The sequence below is a fragment of the Streptomyces sp. NPDC006261 genome, assembly GCF_040613515.1.
Taxonomy (GTDB): Bacteria; Actinomycetota; Actinomycetes; order Streptomycetales; family Streptomycetaceae; genus Streptomyces.
In genome coordinates this window covers 23,977-40,834 of the sequence record NZ_JBEXSI010000022.1, presented here as the reverse complement: position 1 = coordinate 40,834, position 16,858 = coordinate 23,977, and the positions used below count along the sequence as shown (strand labels likewise).

Below are 16,858 nucleotides of genomic sequence, written 5' to 3'. Positions count from 1 at the left end.
CGGAAGCGGAACGGCTCAGAAGAACGTGCGGATGTAGTCGCCGACCGTGCCGTCCGCCTCCACCAGCGGGATCAGCTGCCACTTGTCGAAGCTCGTGCAGGGGTGCGAGAGGCCCATGCCGACCCAGTCGCCCACCTCCAGCTCGGCCCCCGCCTCCGTACGGACCCAGGTGTGCTGGTCGGAGAGGCCGGTGACCGTGATTCCGGTGGCGGGGCGGACCGAGCCGTCCCGGGCGGAGCGGACCACCTGCGCCTCGGGCAGGTCCAGGTCGTACGCCGCGTCCCGCTTGCCCGCGTTCAGGAACGCCTGCTCGCCGGTCGGGCGGGAGACGACCTGGGCCCAGAGGCGGAAGGCGGGCTCCAGCGCGCCTTCCTCGGGGACGCGGTTGAACGGGGTGAGGTGCTTGTAGTGGCCGTCGTCGTGCGAGACGTACGCGCCGGAACGGAGCAGCTTGAGCACGGGGGAGCTGAGTTCGCCGATCTCCGCGAAGACGTCCGCGACCGCGTCGAACCAGGCGCTGCCGCCCGCGCTGATGACGATCTCCTCGGCGCCGGTGAACCGCTTCTCGCCGTCGAAGCCGGCCGCGAGCTGGATCAGGCGGCGCAGCCACGCCCGCACCCGCTCGGGGTCCGCGTCCGGCACCTCGCCCTCGTACCCGGCCACGCCCACCAGGCGCAGCGACCCGGCCGCCGCCACCGCGTCGGCCACCGCCGCGCAGTCGGCCCCGGTCCGGGCGCCGGTGCGCGCGCCCTCGCCCGCGCCGAGCTCCACGACCACGTCGAGGGGGCGGGTGGCGCCCGCCGCGCTCAGGGCCTCCTCCATCAGCTCGACCCCGCGCACGGAGTCGGCGTAACAGATGAAGCGGAACTCCGGGTCGGCCGTCATCTCGTCGGCCAGCCAGCGCAGCGCGACCGGGTCGACCAGCTCGTTGGCGAGGAAGATCCGCCCGATCCCGTACGCGCGGTAGACCCGGGCCTGGTGCGGCACGGCGGCTGTGATGCCCCAGGCACCGCGCTTCAGCTGGTCCGCGAAGAGCTGCGGGGACATGGAGGTCTTGCCGTGCGGGGCGAAGGCGAGGCCGTGGCGTTCCGCGTACGTCTCCAGCAGGGCGAGGTTGTGCTCGACGGACTCGGCGGAGAGGGCGAGGACGGGGGTGGTGAACCCGCCGGTGAAGAGGTTGCGGCGCTCGGCGGACAGGGCTGCGACGGTCAGGCCCTCGGCGTCGGGCGGGAGCGCCTTGAAGCGGTGGTCGACGCGTTCTTCGGCGAGACCGGCGGCCAGCTGTTCGGCTCGGGCGGTGAGGCTTTCGGCTGCCAAGGGAAGCTCCTCGAAATACGTTGCATCCTGTGCAACACTCATTGCGCATATCGCTCAACGCTGTCTAACATCCGAGCCGACGCGCGGTCAATGGTGACCAGCGGCCCGCACGCCGATCAGCGAGGAGCCTTCAGTGTCCGGACCCGCAGGAGGGACGGCCCGCGCCGCCACGACCACCGATGTCGTCTGTCTCGGTGAGTCCATGGTGACGTTCCTGCCCTCGCAGCCCGGCCGCCTCGCCGATGTGCCGTCCTTCGGGCGGGGGATCGGGGGTGCCGAGTCCAACGTGGCCTGCGCGCTCGCCGCCGCCGGGCACCGGGCGGCGTGGGTGGGACGGGTCGGAGCGGACGGCTTCGGCGACCACCTGGTCGAGACGATCGCGGGGTACGGGGTCGATACGTCGGCCGTGCGGCGGGACCCGGTCCGGCCGACGGGCATCTACTTCCGTACGGCGACGGATCGCGGGGCGGGTGTGCACGAGGTGGCGTACTACCGGGCGGGGTCCGCGGCGTCGGCGATGTCGCCGGCGACTGTGCCGTACGAGGAGGTCTTCGCCGGGCGCGTCCTCCACCTCTCCGGGATCACGGCGGCGTTGTCGGCGGAATGCCTGGAGCTGCTGCGGGACCTGACCGCGCCCCGGCCCGGGCGGCCCCTGGTGTCGTTCGACGTCAACCATCGGCCGCACCTGTGGCGGGGCGCCGACGCTTCCGTGCTGCTGGAGCTGGCCCGGCGGGCCGATGTGGTGTTCGTGGGCGAGGACGAGGCGGAGGAGGCCTGGGGGGTCGTGGGCGCGGAGGCGATCCGGGCGGCGCTGCCGGAGCCGGGCGTGGTGGTCGTGAAGCGGGGGAGCGCGGGCGCGACGGTGTTCTCGGAGCGCCGCCCCGGACCCCGCTCCTCGAACGCCGGAGGGGCTGAATCCGGCCCGGCCTCGCGCTCCGTGGAAGGCGCCGGGGCTGAATTCGGCCCGGCCTCGAGCTACCCGGAAGGCGCCGGGGCTGAGATCGCTCCGGACCGGCGCTCCACGGAAGCCGCCCAGGCCGCAGGCGGCGACACCGTCACCGTCGTCCCCGCCCTCCACGTCGACGTCGTCGCCGCCGTCGGAGCCGGGGACGCCTTCGCCGCCGGGTTCCTCTCCGCCACCCTGCGAGGCCTCCCCGTACGGGACCGGGCCCGGCACGGGCACCTCATGGCCGCCGCCGTCCTCACCGTCGCCGGCGACCTCACCGACCCGCCCGCCCGCGACCACGCCGACCGTCTCGTCGCCCTCGACGACGGGGCCTGGGGGAGACTTCGTCTCGGCCCCGGCTGGACCGCAGCCGACCGGGCCCCCGAGGAGGTACGTACGTCATGAGCCAGACCGTCGACCGGGCACTCAGCATCCTGCCGCTGCTCGCCCAGGGACCCGCCGACCTCGGCCAGGTCGCCGAGCGGCTCGGCGTCCACAAGTCCACGGCGCTGCGCCTGCTGCGTACGCTCCACGAGCACGGGCTCGTCTACCGCCAGCAGGACCAGCGCTACCGCCTCGGCGCCCGCCTCTTCGCGCTCGCCCAGGAGGCCGTCGAGAACCTCGACGTACGCGAGATCGCCCACCCCCACCTGGTCGGACTCAACGACCGGTGCGGGCACACCGTGCACCTCGCGGTCTACGAGGAGCAGGAAGTCCTCTACATCGACAAGGTCGAGAGCCGTTACCCGGTCCGGATGTACTCGCGGATCGGCAAGCCCGTCGCGATCACCGTCGCGGCCGTGGCCAAGCTGCTGCTCGCCGACCTCACCGAGCCCGAGCGGCGAGCGATCGCCGAGAAGCTCGACTACCCCGTGTACACGTCCCGTTCGACGCCCAACGCGGCCGCCTTCCTCAAGGAGCTGGCCGTCGTGCGCGAACAGGGATGGGCCACCGACCTCGGTGGCCACGAGGAGTCCATCAACTGCATCGGCGCCCCGATCCGCGGCGCGGACGGGCGGGTCGTCGCGGCCATGTCCGTGTCCGCACCGAACGTGGTCGTCACGGCCGAGGAACTCCTCACCCTGCTCCCGCTGGTCCGGCGCACCGCCGAGACCATCAGCCGGGAGTACTCCGGCACCAACCGACCCAGGAAAGCCTGATCGCCATGACCGAGAAGACCGCCCTCACCCCCTCCACCCACACCACGCCGCCGGCGAAGTTCTCGCACGGCGTGCGGAAGGGGAACATCCTCCAGGTCGCCGGCCAGGTCGGCTTCCTCCCGGCCGTCGACGGCCAGACCCCGACCCCCGCCGGCCCGACCCTGCGCGAGCAGACCCTCCAGACCTTCGCCAACGTCAAGGCGATCCTGGAGGAGGGCGGCGCGAGCTGGGACGACGTCATGATGATGCGCGTCTACCTCACGGACGTGGACCACTTCGCGGAGATGAACGAGATCTACAACGCGTACTTCGCCGGGCAGAACCTCAAGGAGGCCCCCTCGGCCCGTACGACGGTCTACGTCGGCCTGCCCCAGGGGCTGCTGATCGAGATCGACGCCCTCGCGGTACTCAGCTGACCGCTCACGGACCCACCGAACGTCCAGCCCCACCGATCGTCTGATCCTCTTGCCTCACCCGCACCATCCCTCCCCCTCGCCGTACGGCACGGCGCCCCGCTCCCCGGGGGCGCCGTGCCGCGCTCCCCCCTGCCCTCCAGCACCATCGGAGTCCCCTTGTCGCCCGCCGCCACCCCACCGCCGGTCGAGACGCCACCGCACACCGGTGGCCTGCTCCTCCTGATCGACGGCACCGCCGGTCTGCTGACCGTCGCCGCCCTCGGTATCGCGCTCCTCCTCTTCCTGATCATCAAGGTCAGGCTCCAGCCCTTCGTCGCCCTGCTCGCGGTCTCCATAGCCGTCGGCCTCGGCGCCGGGCTCTCGGTCACCGAACTCTTCGGCACCGTGCAGAAGTCCGCCGCCGTCTCGGTCATCGAGTCCGGCATGGGCGGCATCCTCGGCCATGTCGCGATCATCATCGGGCTCGGCACGATGCTCGGCGCGATCCTCGAGGTCTCCGGCGGGGCCGAGGTGCTCAGCGCCCGCCTGCTGAACCTCTTCGGCGAGAAGCGGGCCCCGCTCGCGATGGGCCTGACCGGTCTGATCTTCGGTGTCCCGGTCTTCTTCGACGTCGGCATCTTCGTCCTCGCGCCGATCGTGTACGCCGCCGCCAAGCGCTCCGGAAAATCGATCCTGCTCTACGCGATGCCGCTGCTGGCGGGTCTGTCGATGACCCACGCGTTCCTGCCCCCGCACCCGGGCCCGGTGGCCGCCGCCGGACTCTTCAACGTGTCGCTGGGCTGGGTCATCCTGATGGGCGCCGTCGTCGGTACACCGTCCGTCCTCGCCGCCTGGGTGTACGCCGCCTGGATCGGGAAGCGGATCTTCGTCGACGTACCGCAGGACATGGTGGAGGCCGCCGCCGAGGCGAAGGAGGCCGTCGCCGCCGAGCAGCGGGCCGCCGGGGTCACCCCGCACGAGAAGCCGGTCCCGCTCCTCACGGTCCTCGCGATCATCGGGACCCCGCTGCTCCTGATCCTCGCCGCGACGTTCTCCTCCATCGCGCTGGCCCCTTCGCCCCTCCGCTCGGTCGTGGAGTTCTTCGGCAACCCGTTCGTGGCCCTGACGATCGCCCTGTTCCTCGCGTACTACCTGCTCGGCATCCGCCGCGGCTGGTCCCGCAAGTCGCTGGAATCGGTCTCCACGTCCTCGCTCAAGCCCGTCGGCAACATCCTGCTGGTGGTCGGCGCGGGCGGCATCTTCGGCGCCGTACTCAAGGGCAGCGGCATCGCGGACGCGCTGGCCGACACCTTCAACGACGTCGGCCTGCCGGTCATCCTGCTCGCCTGGCTGATCTCGGTCGTCCTGCGCGTCGCCCAGGGCTCGGCCACCGTCGCGATCGTGACCACGGCCGGGATCGTGGTCCCGCTGGTCGAGGGCCAGGACCTGTCCCAGGCCCACCTCGCGCTGATCATCATGGCCATCTCGGCGGGCTCGATCTTCGCCTCGCACGTGAACGACGGCGGCTTCTGGATGGTGTCGAAGTACTTCGGCATCTCCGAACGCGACACCTTGAAGTCCTGGACTGTGCTGGAGACCGTGCTGTCGGTGGCGGGCTTCGTGGTCGCGGCACTGCTGAGCCTGGTGATCTAGCGGTGTGGCCCGGGAGGCCGGCCGGCCTCCCGGGCCTTCCCTCAGCTTCCCTTGCGCGCCACGTAGTAGACGTTGAGGATATCGCCCTCCACCTCACGCACCGCGACGTCCCCGAAGCCCGCCTCCTTCAGCATCCGCAGCGCGGTCTGCCTGCCCCACGCGGTCCCCAGCCCCGCACCGCCCTCGCTCAGCGAGGTCGTCATGCAGTAGAAGACGGAGAAGGCGTAGAGCGTGGGGCCCAGCGGCAGGTCCAGGTTCTCCTCCAGCTTGCTGGAGGCCGCGATGTCCCCCATCAGGAACACCCCGCCGTCCCGCAGCGCTCCGGCGACGGCCGCCAGGGTCTCCGCAGGGCGGGCCAGGTCGTGGATCACGTCGAAGGCGGTGATCAGGTCGTACGGCCCGGTCACCGCGGCCGCGTCCGCCAGGTCGAAGCGGGCGTTCTCCAGGCCCAGCCGTTCCGCCTCCGCCCGGGCCGCCGCGATGCCGCCCTCCGACATGTCCACCCCGCGGAACCGGCTGGCCGGGAACGCCCGCGCCAGCAGGTTGACCGCGTGCCCCTGGCCCGTACCCACATCGAGCACGTCCAGCCCGCCGCCCGGGCCCAGCCGCTCCGGCAGACCGGGGACGAGCGGGATGATCGCGTCGACCAGCGCCGCGTCGTACACCCGCGCCGTCTCCTCCGCCTGAAGCTCCTGGAACTTCGGATACGAGGAGTACGGCACCCCGCCCCCGTCCCGGAACGCCGTGACCACCTCGTCCTCGACCAGCCCGATCAGGGCCAGGTCCTGGAGGAAGGAGGCCAGGTTGTCGGGCCCGGCGGCGCGGCACAGGGAGGCGGCATGCTCGGGCGGCAGCCGGTAGGTACCGTCCGCCGGGTCGTACTCGACGATCCCGCCCACGGTCACCCCGCCCAGCCACTCGCGCACATAGCGCTCGTCCAGCCCGGCGGCCCCGGCGATCTGATCACTGGTCGACGGCGGCAGCTCCGCCATGACGTCGAACAGCCGCGTCCGGTGTCCGAGACTGCACAGATACCCCAGGCAGGAATCGTTGAGCACCTGCAGCATCCGCCCGGCGGACGCATCCTGCCGGACCGGATCCGTCGCCTGCTGATTCATGGAAGTCATGGCGCCTCCTCAGGAAGGCCACAGCGCGCGGGCCGGAACCGCGTCCCTTCTCCCCCTGTCCACCGCTCACTGCCGACCGACGGGTCCCCCGGCAAACGCTACGCCGCCCCGCACGGAATGGCGTGTGCTCGCCCCGGCCTTAGCAGACGGCCATGACCTGGACGTCGTACCGCGGGATCCACTTGTCGCGGGTGACGATGGTCAGGCCCTCTTGTGCCGCCCCGCCGATTGCGCTTCCTTGATCGGCATGGCGGAGACAAGCGCAACCACAGAGACAGGGGAGCCGGCCTCCCGACCACGTGAGTCCAGCTGGAAGTACATCGGCCCCGGCATCGTCGTCGCGGCGACCGGGGTCGGGGCCGGCGACCTGGTCGCGACGCTGATCGCGGGCAGCAAGTTCGGGTACACCCTGATGTGGGCGGCGGTGATCGGCTGCGTCGTCAAGATCTCGCTCGCCGAGGCGGCCGGCCGCTGGCACCTGGCGACCGGACGCACGCTCTTCGACGGCTGGCGCAGTATCGGCCCGTGGACCACGGTGTACTTCGCGATCTACGTCGTCGTCTGGGGCTTCATCTACGGGGCGACGGCCATGTCCTCCAGCGCCCTGCCCATCGTGGCGCTGTTCCCCGACGGCCCCGGGCTGAAGTTCTGGGCGATCGTCACCGGGCTGACCGGACTGGCCTTCGTCTGGTTCAACCGGTACGCCGTCTTCGAGAAGGTCATGACGGTCCTGATCGGCATCATGTTCGTCGTGGTCGTGTACGTGGCCGTCCGCGTGGTGCCGGACGCCGGCGCCTCGTTCGCCGGGCTGCTGCCCGTACTGCCGGACGGTTCGCTGCTCTACACGCTCGGGCTGATCGGCGGGGTCGGCGGCACGATCACCATGGCGGCGTACGGGTACTGGGTCAACGCCAAGGGGTGGGGCAACTCCTCCTGGATGAAGGTGATGCGGCTCGACAACCGGGTCGCCTACATCACCACAGGGATCTTCGTCGTGGCGATGCTCATCGTCGGCGCCGAGCTGCTGCACGCCTCGCAGATCGCCCTCACCTCGGGCGACCGCGGGCTGATCGATCTGGGCAAGGTGCTGGAGGACCGGTTCGGTTCGGCGACCGCCACGCTCTTCCTCGTCGGATTCTTCGCCGCGTCGTTCTCGTCGCTGATCGGGGTCTGGCACGGGGTGAGCCTGATGTTCGCCGACTTCGTGGAGCGGTTCCGGGCCCCTTCCGCCGCGGACGCCTCGGGCAAGGAGCACGCGGGTCCGGCCGTCGTCGACCGTCAGCAGCGGTCCCTGCCGTTCCGCGCGTACCTGCTCTGGCTGACCTTCCCGCCGATGACCCTGCTCTGGCTGGACGAGCCGTTCGGCCTGGTCATCGCGTACGGGGTGCTCGGCGCGTTCTTCATGCCCTTCCTCGCCCTGACCCTGCTGTGGCTGCTCAACTCCTCCCGTACGCCGAGGGAATGGCGCAACGGCCGGCTCAGCAACGGGATGCTGGCCCTCGCCGGGCTGCTGTTCATCGTGCTCTGTGTGCAGCAGGTGCGCGAACTGCCCTGGTGAAGCAGAGAGCTTAGGGAACGCCGCAGCGCCGCCGGGGGAGCGGCGGCGCTGCAGGTTTCGGGGTGGTGATACCGGTTGCGGTTACGGCAGGCTGCGGACGTGCGGGCCGACCGCCTTCGACCAGGCGTTGCCGGCCGTCGCGTCCCAGTTGGTCGACCAGGTCATCGCGCCACGGAGCGACGGGTAGGTCTTCGAGGGCTTGAAGGAGCCGCAGTTGGTGCCCTTGGTCAGGCAGTCCAGCGCGGCGTTCACGACCGACGGGGCGACGTAGCCGCTGCCCGCGCCCCGGGTGGAGGCCGGGACGCCGATGCCGACCTGGGACGGGTCGAGGCCGCCCTCCAGCTGGATGCAGGCGAGCGCGGTGAGGAAGTCCACCGAGCCCTGGGAGTAGACCTTGCCGTCGCAGCCGAGCATCGAACCGCTGTTGTAGTACTGCATGTTGACGACCGTCAGGATGTCCTTGACGTTGAGCGCCGTCTTGAAGTACTCACCCGACGTCGACTGCATGTCGATCGTCTGCGGAGCCATCGTGATGACGAGCCCGCTGCCCGCCTTTGCCGACAGCTGGCGCAGCGCCTTCGTCATGTACGTGGCGTTGAGGCCGTTCTCCAGGTCGATGTCGACCCCGTTGAAGCCGTAGTCCTGCATCAGCGCGTACACCGAGTTGGCGAAGGCGGTGGCGGAGGCGTCGTTGTCGACCCGGACCGTGCCGAGCTCGCCACCGATCGAGATGATGACGTTCTTGCCCTGCGTCTGCTTGGTCTTGATGTCCGCCCGGAACTGGGCGTCGGTGTAGCCGCCCAGCCCGGCGCTGTCGAGCTTGAAGGTGACCGCGCCCGGCGTCGGCGTGGCGTCCGCGAAGGAGACCGCGATGATGTCGTAGTCGGCCGGGACGTCGGTGAGCTTCTGGACGGCCGCGCCGTTGTTGAAGTTCTGCCAGTAACCGGTCACCGCGTGCTTGGGCACGGCGGGGCCGGGGCCGCCCGTACCGGGCTTGGCCGTACGGGCGCTGACGGCGGCGGACCTGACCGACTCGCCGGCCGCGTTGGTGGCGCTCACCGAGAACTGGTACGCCGTGTCGGAGGCCAGCCCCGTGACGGTCGCCGAGGTCCCGGTGGAGGTGGTGGCCTGCACACCGTCCCGGTACACCTTGTAGCCCGTGGCGCCCGGGACCGCGTTCCAGGACAGGGCGACGGAAGAGGTCGTCGTGGCGCCCGCGGCGAGATCGGCGGGTGCCGCCGGGATGACCGGGCCGGGGCCGTCACCGCCGCCACCGCCGTCGGGGCCGGTCACCTCGACGTCGTCGGCGAAGTAGGCGGACTGCCCGTACCAGCCGTGGGTGTAGACGGTCACCGACGTGGTGTTCGCCCCGGTCTTGAAGCTGGTGGACAGCTTGGTCCAGCTGGTGGAGCCGGGCGTCCAGGCGGAGACGTCGGTCGTTCCGCTGCCGGTCACCCCGAGGTAGGCGTAACCGCCCTGCACCCAGGAGCTCAGCGCGTACGTCGAGTTGGGCTTCACGGCCACGGTCTGCGTGCACTTGGCGTGGTCCTGGCCGGCCGGGGTGGCCTTCAGCGCGGACGTGCCACTGCGCACGGGGGTGGAGACGGCGGCGCCGCTGCCGGCGGAACAGGACCAGTTGGCGAGCCCCGACTCGAAGCCCGCGTTCCTCGCGTTGTTCACATCGGCGGCCTGGGCGGTGGAGACGAGTCCGGTGACGGTCAGAGCGCCCGCCGCGATGACGGCCATGGCGCCGCCGAGGAACGGACGGGAGTTGTGCCTTCTGCGTCTTCTGCTGCCTGCGGAGCGTTGCACGTGGGCCTCCGTGGGGAGTTGGTGGTGCGTGGCGGGGGTGGTGCGGCGGTGCGGGCGTGCCGGACGGGCGAGTGCACGGCGGTGGGGACGGGGAAGGCCGTGCGGGTGGAGCGGAAGCGGTCGTCACCGCTGGCGGATAAACTGGTCCAGACCAATCAAGTTGTCAAGACCTCTGGCAGCGAGGGGGACTTCCGAAGGGGTGGGCGGCCACTCGCGCGGGAGGCCTCCGGGGCGCCCGCGGGGTGCTCGGCGAAGCGCCCCGGGCCGGAATTTCTTTGCCGGGAGGCGGCCCGCTACCCGCACCCGCTACCCGCACGGGTGATCTTGCTGAAGGTCTTCGTACCGTGACGGAACCGCCCGCCGAAATGATCCGGAACGCGCCCCTATACGCCCTGACGTGCGGGAATGGAAGCGCGCCCGGATTCCGGATGGCGGGTTCGGTAACGCTCCGCAGTGGCGGGGAAGTTGACCGGAATCGATTTCGTCCTGTTTAGCACCCGACCCCCGTACGAACGGTGTTCGCATGATGACGCACTGGTCTCCGATAACTGTTCTCTGCCTGGTGAGACGTGGCTAAAGTGCTGAGGCAGGAGCACGGAGCAGGAGCGATTGCGGCCGACGTCTCGACGACGGCCGGAGCCGAACGGGGAAGAGCGTGCCGACCGCAATAGCAGTGACGAGTGCAGATCTGGTGCTGCCGCCCACCGATCAGCAGACACCGACCGCGGCCCTGCTCCAGGCCCCCGAAGCCCAGGTCCTGGAACTGGCGATCGGCGACATGCATCTGCTGCTCGAACAGCACGGATACGTGATCGCCCTCTACCCCTCCGGCATCCGGCCCGAGCACGAACGCCGCCTCCACTCCATCCGCTCGGTCCTGGAGAGCGACCGGATCGCTCTGGTCAAGGTCGATCTGCCGCCCCTCGGCGTGGCCGTCCTGGTCCGCCAACTGCGGCAGTTGTCCATCTGTGACTTCAGCCCCGGGGTCGTCGCCTCCGCCGCCCGGCTGCTGTCGCACTACGTCTACGCGGGCGCCCTGCTCAACTCGGTCGCCAAGCTCGACCGGGTCCCGGTCAGCCTCAAGAGCCACGCCAGGTCATGGGTCCCCGGCTCCCAGTTCGCCGTACTCGCCGGCCCCGAACCGCAGCTCGTCAAAGTGGGCCCGGCCGCCGAACCCCTGGCCGGACCGGAATTCCATACGCATCTACTCGTCGCCAAGGGGCAGTTGCAGTCGGACTGGGTACAGGAGACCCTCGCGCCCGCCTGGAAGGTCCAGGCCGTACACGAGACGCGAGTCCCCGCCGATTCCCCGCGCTGGTGGGGCACGGGCAAGCTGGTGGAGTTCGCCGCCCATCTCCCGGACCTCTCCGTGCTGTACCAGCTGGTCTCCTCCGTCCGCCGGGAGAGATGCCACTGGTGCCAGATGGAACTCATCGGTGACCGCTGCGCCTTCTGCTCCGCACCGCTCGCCGCCCCCGAGAACCGCAGGCCCTCCAGCGGTGTCCTTCAGTTGGAAGCCGGCGAGCGCTCCGGCCCCTAGGCCCGCCCGGCCCCGGCGCTCGGCCCCCGGCCCGTACCGCCTCACCGCGCATCCCTCTCTGTCCGCTGCCCCACGCATCCGATTCGAACGAGGTTGTCCGGCCATGAACTCCCGCCAGCGCCGCGGCGTGATACTCCTGCTCCTGTCGGTCCTGTGTGCCTTCGGTGCCTTCGCCGGCGTGCTCTCGGTGATCAGCGATGTGAACTCCAAGGTGGGGCCCGAAGTGACCGCCTACCAGCTGAAGACCGATGTGGCCCCTTATACGGCCCTGAACAGCGGTCAGTTCGAGAAGATCACGATGCCCAAGCGCTGGCTCTCGGAGAACGCGGTGACCGACCTGCGGGAGGTAGAGGCCAAGATCGCCGTCACCGAACTCCGCGCGGGCTCGCTGCTCCAGTCGGACATGATGGTGCGCAAGCCCGAACTCCGCGCCGGCGAGCAGGAGATCGCCATCATGATCGACGCCGCCACCGGCGTCGCGGGCAAGATCACCCCCGGCGCCACGGTCAACGTCTACGCCACCTTCGCCGGTGAGCAGCAGGAGAACGGCAATCCCGCCCAGTCCAAGGTCATCGTCTCCAACGCCAAGGTGCTGGAGGTCGGCAAGCTCACCGCACTGAACCCGAGCGGCGACGACCGGCGCACCCAGATCACCGAAGCCGTGCCGATCACCTTCGCACTGAACACGCTGGACACCCAGCGCATCGCCTACGCCGAGTCCTTCGCGGAGCACGTACGTCTCGCACTCGTCGCCCCCGGCAGCGACGGCACCATCCGCCCGGGCGACCGCACCTACACCCTCGACAAGGACAAGTGAGGGACCGGATGACCACCAGAATCCTCCCGGCGGTGGGCGACCCCGACGCGGCCCGCTCCCTCACCACTCTGCTCAGCCAGCTGCCCGACGCCGAACCGGCGGGCCCGGTCACCGACTCGACCCAGCTGATCGACACCCTGGCCCGCCTCGCGGGCGAGGCCCTGGACGAGCTGCCCGAAGTGGTGCTGGTGCACGAGCGGATCGGCCCGGTCCCGGCCCTTGAGCTGATCCGGGAGGTGTCCCTGCGGTTCCCCTCCGTCGGGGTCGTCATGATCACCACGGATGCCGGTCCCCAGCTCTTCGCCGACGCGATGGACTCCGGCGCCCGCGGCCTGGTCACCCTGCCGGTGGGATACGAGGAGCTCGCCAACCGGGTCCAGGCGGCAGCCCAGTGGTCCACCGGCGTACGCCGCCACCTCTCCTCCGCCGGCGATGTCTTCGCCGGCCCCGGCGGCACGGTCGTCACGGTCACCGGTGCCAAGGGCGGCGTCGGCGCCACCGTCACCGCCATTCAGCTCGCCCTGGCCGCCCAGGCGTCCGGCCACACCGTCGCTCTGGTCGACATGGACCTCCAGACCGGGGACATCGCCTCCTTCCTCGACGTACAGTTCCGGCGCTCCCTCGTCGACCTCGCCCTGATCACCGACATCTCCCCCCGGGTGCTCGCCGACGCCGTCTTCTCCCACTCCACCGGCCTCGCGCTGCTGCTGGCCCCCGGCGAGGGCGAACGCGGCGAGGAGGTCAGCGACCGCTCGGCCCGCCAGATCGTCAGCGCCCTGCGCTCCCGGTACGAGATCGTCGTCATCGACTGCGGCGGCCAGATGAACGGGGCCAACGCGGCGGCCATCGAGATGGCGGACACGGCCCTGCTGGTGACGACCCCGGACGTGGTCGCGGTGCGCGGCGCGAAACGCGTCGTACGGATGTGGGAACGGCTCCAGATCCGCAAGGCCGAGGAGACGGTCACCCTCGTCAACCGCTTCACCCGCAACACCGAGATCCAGCCACCGCTGATCCAGAAGATCACCGGCACCCGGGTCGCCGCGGCGGCGGTCCCCGCCAACTTCAAGGAGCTCCAGGCCGCCGTCGACTCCGGCCGCCTGCACGAACTGGACGCCAAGAGCACCGTCAAGCAGGCCCTGTGGGGTCTGGCCGGAGAGCTGGGCATCGTCAAAGCGAGCGCTACGCCCAAGAAGGGCGGCGCCCTGGCCAAGAGGAACAGCGGCACCTTCAAGAACGACCGGGGCTCCGTCGGACGCCCGCGCCGCCGGCGCGGCGGGCCCGCAGACGCCGAGGGGACACGTTGAGCGATGACGACCACCACAAGGACGGCCCGCACAGGCATACGGGGGCTCAGGGACCTCCGGGAGCGCCCCGGCCCCAGGCGTCTTCGGCGCCTCCGGGGGGATGACCGGGGGCAGACCGCGGTCGAGTTCCTGGGCATGACCCCCTTCATCATCCTGATCATGCTCGTGCTCTGGGAGTGCGCCCTGATCGGTTACACCTTCAGCCTCGCGGGCAACGCGGCGGACGTGGGCGCGCGCAAGGGGAGCGGAGCGGAGTACGGGGCGGGCGCGGCGTGCCGGGCGGGTGCGATGGAGGACCTGCCCGACGCCTGGTCGAGTGCGGCCCGGGTGAGCTGCGGCCGGGGCTCGGGCCTCTACGAGGCGAAGGTGACGCTCAAGGTGCCGGTGCTGGTGCCCGGCCTGTTCAACCTCGACATCCCCATCACGGGCGAAGCCGGATCGGCGCTGGAGGACTGAGTGATGACGACCATGCCGTTCAGCGCACGCCTCCGGGCCGGGCGAGCCAGGAAGGACCGGGACCGGGGCCAGGTAGCCATGGAGTACCTCGGCTTCCTCCCCCTCCTGCTCCTCGTCGCCATGGGGGCCCTCCAGCTCGGCCTCGCCGCCTACGCCGCCAACCAGGCGGGCACGGCCGCACGCGCCGGAGCCCGTACGGCGGCCAGCTACGACGCCCACGGCGACCCGCGGTCGACGGCCCGCAGCGCGGTGAGCGGCTGGCTGGGCGACGGCGGGTTCCGTTACGCCCAGAGCGGCGGCCGGGACATCACCGTCACGGTCGAGGTCAAGGTCCCCCTGGTCGTCCCCGGCCTGGACGGCTGGTGGGCGAAGCGGAGTGCCACGATGCCGCGGGAGTAGCGCCACGGACGGCACGGACGCCCTGGGCCGGCCGGAGGAACAGCACCATCCGCGACACCGAGGAGAGTTGGGCAGATGAGCCTGCGGGCACGCATGACCGCCCCGGACGAGCACGGCGGCGCACGGGAGGACGGCCACATGGTGGCCACCTACCGGGCCAAGCTCCTGGAGGAGATCGACCTCGCGGAGATGTCCTCGCTGGCCGCCGCCGACCGGCGGGCCCGTCTGGAGCGCGTACTCGGCCACATCATCAGCCGCGAGGGCCCGGTCCTCTCCACCGTCGAGCGCTCGCAGCTGATCCGGCGCGTCGTGGACGAGGCGCTCGGCCTCGGCATCCTGGAACCGCTCCTGGAGGACGCGTCGATCACCGAGATCATGGTGAACGGCCCGGACCAGATCTTCGTCGAGCGCAGCGGCAAGGTCGAGCAGCTCCCGATGCGCTTCGGCTCGCACGAGCAGCTGATGCAGACCATCGAACGCATCGTGTCGACCGTGAACCGCCGTGTGGACGAGTCGAATCCGATGGTCGACGCGCGGCTCCCCAGCGGTGAACGTGTCAACGTGATCATCCCGCCGCTCTCCCTGACCGGCGCCACGCTCACCATCCGCCGCTTCCCGCGCTCCTTCACCCTCCAGGAGATGATCGGCTTCGGTTCGCTGGACGAGCAGATGCTGATCCTGCTCGCCGGGCTCGTCCAGGCCAAGTTCAACATCATCGTCTCGGGCGCCACCGGCACCGGAAAGACGACGCTCCTCAACGCGCTCTCCGGGCTGATCCCCAACACCGAGCGCATCGTCACCATCGAGGACTCCGCCGAACTCCAGCTCCAGCAGAACCATGTGATCCGGCTGGAGTCCCGCCCGGCCAACGTCGAGGGCAAGGGCCAGATCACCATCCGCGACCTGGTCCGCAACTCCCTGCGTATGCGCCCCGACCGCATCGTCGTCGGTGAGGTCCGCGGCGGCGAGTCCCTCGACATGCTCCAGGCGATGTCGACCGGCCACGACGGCTCGCTCGCCACCGTCCACGCCAACAACGCCGAGGACGCGCTGATGCGTCTGCAGACCCTCGCCTCGATGTCCGAGGTGGAGATCCCCTTCGAGGCGCTGCACGACCAGATCAACAGCGCCGTCGACGTGATCGTCCAGCTCACCCGGCACGCCGACGGCACCAGGAAGATCACCGAGATCGCGGTGCTCGACTCGCACGGCCGCGACCCGTACCGGATCGTCACGGTGGCCCGGTTCGACGGGCAGCCGATGGCGGCGGACGGCCGCATCCACGGCCGCTTCCGGTACCTGCCGCTGCCCCGCAGGGTCGCCGACCGTCTCTACATGGCGAGCCAGCCCATTCCGCAGGCGTTCGGCATCGCGGAGAGCGCCGAACAGCTCGCCATCCGAGAGGCCAACTAGGTAACGAGCCATGGACAACGTCAACCTCCCCCTGCTCACCGTCGGCGCCACCCTGATCGCCTGCGTGCTCGGCGTGACGGGCCTGTACGCCTACTCCGGCGGCAAGGCCGACCGCGACGCGCTCGTCGAGCGGCTCTCCCACGTCGGCCAGGTCCCCGAGACGGGCCGGCGCCGCCGGTTCAGGGGCGTGGACCGGCGGCTGCGGGCCACCGCGCTCGGCCGGAAACTGGAGCTGAAGCTCGCGGCGACCGGCATGGAGCTCACCCCCGGCGAGTTCTTCGTCTACGCGCTGCTGGCGATGGCCGGGCTGTGGATGATCGCCTCCTCCATGCTCGCGGCCTTCTTCGGCCCGGTCGCCGCGCTGATCGGCCTGTGGGGCACCAACGCCTTCCTCAACTGGCAGCGGACCAAGCGCACCGAACGTTTCATCAACCAGCTCCCCGAGCTCTCCCGCATCCTGGCCAACGCCACCCAGGCGGGCCTGGCCCTGCGCACCGCGCTCTCCATGGCGGCGGAGGAGCTGGAGGACCCGGCGGGCGAGGAACTGGCCCGCGTAGCTCGACGTCTTGCCGTCGGGGAGTCCCTGGACGAGGCGCTGAGCGAGCTGACGGACCGGCTCCCCTCCCGCGAACTGGTCGTCCTGGTCACCACGCTGGTCCTCTCCAACCGGGCCGGCGGTACGGTCGTCAGCTCGCTGCGCAACCTCACCGAGACCCTGGAGGAGCGCAAGGAGACCCGCCGCGAGGTCAAGACCCAGCTCTCCCAGGTCACCGTCACCGCCTACGCCGTGCCCGCCTTCGGTGTCGGCGCGATGCTCCTGATGAACGCGGTCATGCCCGGCGCCCTGGACCGCATGACCGGCGCCTTCATCGGCCAGGCCGCGGTGGTCGTGGCCATCGCCCTGTACGCGATCGGGTTCGTGGTCATCCGCCGCCTGTCCCGCATCGACGTCTGACAC

15 protein-coding genes are annotated in these 16,858 nt (G+C 70.6%); 12 read left to right on the top strand and 3 right to left on the bottom strand.

Translation table 11 applies throughout. The features are described from left to right. Positions 1-15: 15 nt before the first annotated feature. On the bottom strand, positions 16-1,359 hold the full coding sequence (locus ABZ154_RS16605; RefSeq protein WP_356833165.1) for an alanine racemase: 1,344 nt from the start codon (positions 1,357-1,359) through the stop codon (positions 16-18). Positions 1,360-1,450: 91 nt separating this feature from the next. On the opposite strand from ABZ154_RS16605, the gene ABZ154_RS16600 reads away from it, so the two are divergent. The 4 genes from ABZ154_RS16600 (at position 1,451) to ABZ154_RS16585 (ending at position 5,471) form a co-directional block, all read left to right on the top strand. Continuing rightward, complete coding sequence (locus ABZ154_RS16600; RefSeq protein WP_356833163.1) at positions 1,451-2,668, top strand: sugar kinase; 1,218 nt, start codon at positions 1,451-1,453, stop codon at positions 2,666-2,668. Further along, positions 2,665-3,423 (top strand): IclR family transcriptional regulator, encoded by a 759-nt coding sequence (locus tag ABZ154_RS16595; protein WP_356833161.1) that lies wholly within the window; start codon positions 2,665-2,667, stop codon positions 3,421-3,423. Before ABZ154_RS16600 ends, ABZ154_RS16595 begins: the two co-directional genes overlap by 4 nt. Positions 3,424-3,428: 5 nt before the next feature. Next, on the top strand, positions 3,429-3,839 hold the full coding sequence (locus ABZ154_RS16590) for a RidA family protein (RefSeq protein WP_356833159.1): 411 nt from the start codon (positions 3,429-3,431) through the stop codon (positions 3,837-3,839). 156 nt (positions 3,840-3,995) lie between these two features. Beyond that, on the top strand, positions 3,996-5,471 hold the full coding sequence (locus tag ABZ154_RS16585) for a gluconate:H+ symporter (protein WP_356833292.1): 1,476 nt from the start codon (positions 3,996-3,998) through the stop codon (positions 5,469-5,471). A gap of 41 nt (positions 5,472-5,512) precedes the next feature. On the opposite strand, the gene ABZ154_RS16580 is transcribed toward ABZ154_RS16585, so the two are convergent. Next, entirely contained in the window at positions 5,513-6,598 is a 1,086-nt protein-coding gene (locus ABZ154_RS16580) for a methyltransferase domain-containing protein (RefSeq protein WP_356833157.1), read from the bottom strand. Positions 6,599-6,845: 247 nt separating this feature from the next. Between ABZ154_RS16580 and ABZ154_RS16575 the strand changes: the two genes are divergently transcribed. Further along, the gene (locus ABZ154_RS16575; protein ID WP_356833155.1) at positions 6,846-8,156 is read left to right on the top strand and encodes an Nramp family divalent metal transporter; all 1,311 of its coding nucleotides are present in this window, start codon (positions 6,846-6,848) and stop codon (positions 8,154-8,156) included. An 81-nt stretch (positions 8,157-8,237) separates the two neighbouring features. On the opposite strand, the gene ABZ154_RS16570 is transcribed toward ABZ154_RS16575, so the two are convergent. Further along, the gene (locus tag ABZ154_RS16570; protein ID WP_356833153.1) at positions 8,238-9,968 is read right to left on the bottom strand and encodes a glycoside hydrolase family 18 protein; all 1,731 of its coding nucleotides are present in this window, start codon (positions 9,966-9,968) and stop codon (positions 8,238-8,240) included. 673 nt (positions 9,969-10,641) lie between these two features. On the opposite strand from ABZ154_RS16570, the gene ABZ154_RS16565 reads away from it, so the two are divergent. From ABZ154_RS16565 to ABZ154_RS16535, 7 genes are all read left to right on the top strand, one after another. Further along, a complete protein-coding gene (locus ABZ154_RS16565; RefSeq protein WP_356833151.1) occupies positions 10,642-11,508 on the top strand; it encodes a hypothetical protein in 867 nt (288 codons plus the stop codon). A 103-nt stretch (positions 11,509-11,611) separates the two neighbouring features. Beyond that, positions 11,612-12,325: a Flp pilus assembly protein CpaB gene (cpaB, locus tag ABZ154_RS16560; protein WP_356833149.1), complete on the top strand. Its 714-nt coding sequence runs from the start codon at positions 11,612-11,614 to the stop codon at positions 12,323-12,325. Positions 12,326-12,333: 8 nt separating this feature from the next. Then, complete coding sequence (locus ABZ154_RS16555) at positions 12,334-13,632, top strand: AAA family ATPase (protein WP_356833147.1); 1,299 nt, start codon at positions 12,334-12,336, stop codon at positions 13,630-13,632. A 3-nt stretch (positions 13,633-13,635) separates the two neighbouring features. Then, positions 13,636-14,088 carry a TadE family protein gene (locus tag ABZ154_RS16550; protein WP_356833145.1) on the top strand — a complete coding sequence of 151 codons (453 nt, stop codon included), beginning with the start codon at positions 13,636-13,638 and terminating at the stop codon, positions 14,086-14,088. Positions 14,089-14,091: 3 nt separating this feature from the next. After that, positions 14,092-14,487: a TadE/TadG family type IV pilus assembly protein gene (locus tag ABZ154_RS16545; RefSeq protein ID WP_356833143.1), complete on the top strand. Its 396-nt coding sequence runs from the start codon at positions 14,092-14,094 to the stop codon at positions 14,485-14,487. Between the two features lie 75 nt (positions 14,488-14,562). Beyond that, positions 14,563-15,900, top strand: coding sequence for a CpaF family protein (locus tag ABZ154_RS16540; RefSeq protein WP_356833142.1), 1,338 nt, complete (start codon positions 14,563-14,565; stop codon positions 15,898-15,900). Positions 15,901-15,910: 10 nt separating this feature from the next. Beyond that, positions 15,911-16,855 carry a type II secretion system F family protein gene (locus ABZ154_RS16535; protein ID WP_356833140.1) on the top strand — a complete coding sequence of 315 codons (945 nt, stop codon included), beginning with the start codon at positions 15,911-15,913 and terminating at the stop codon, positions 16,853-16,855. Positions 16,856-16,858: the final 3 nt, after the last annotated feature.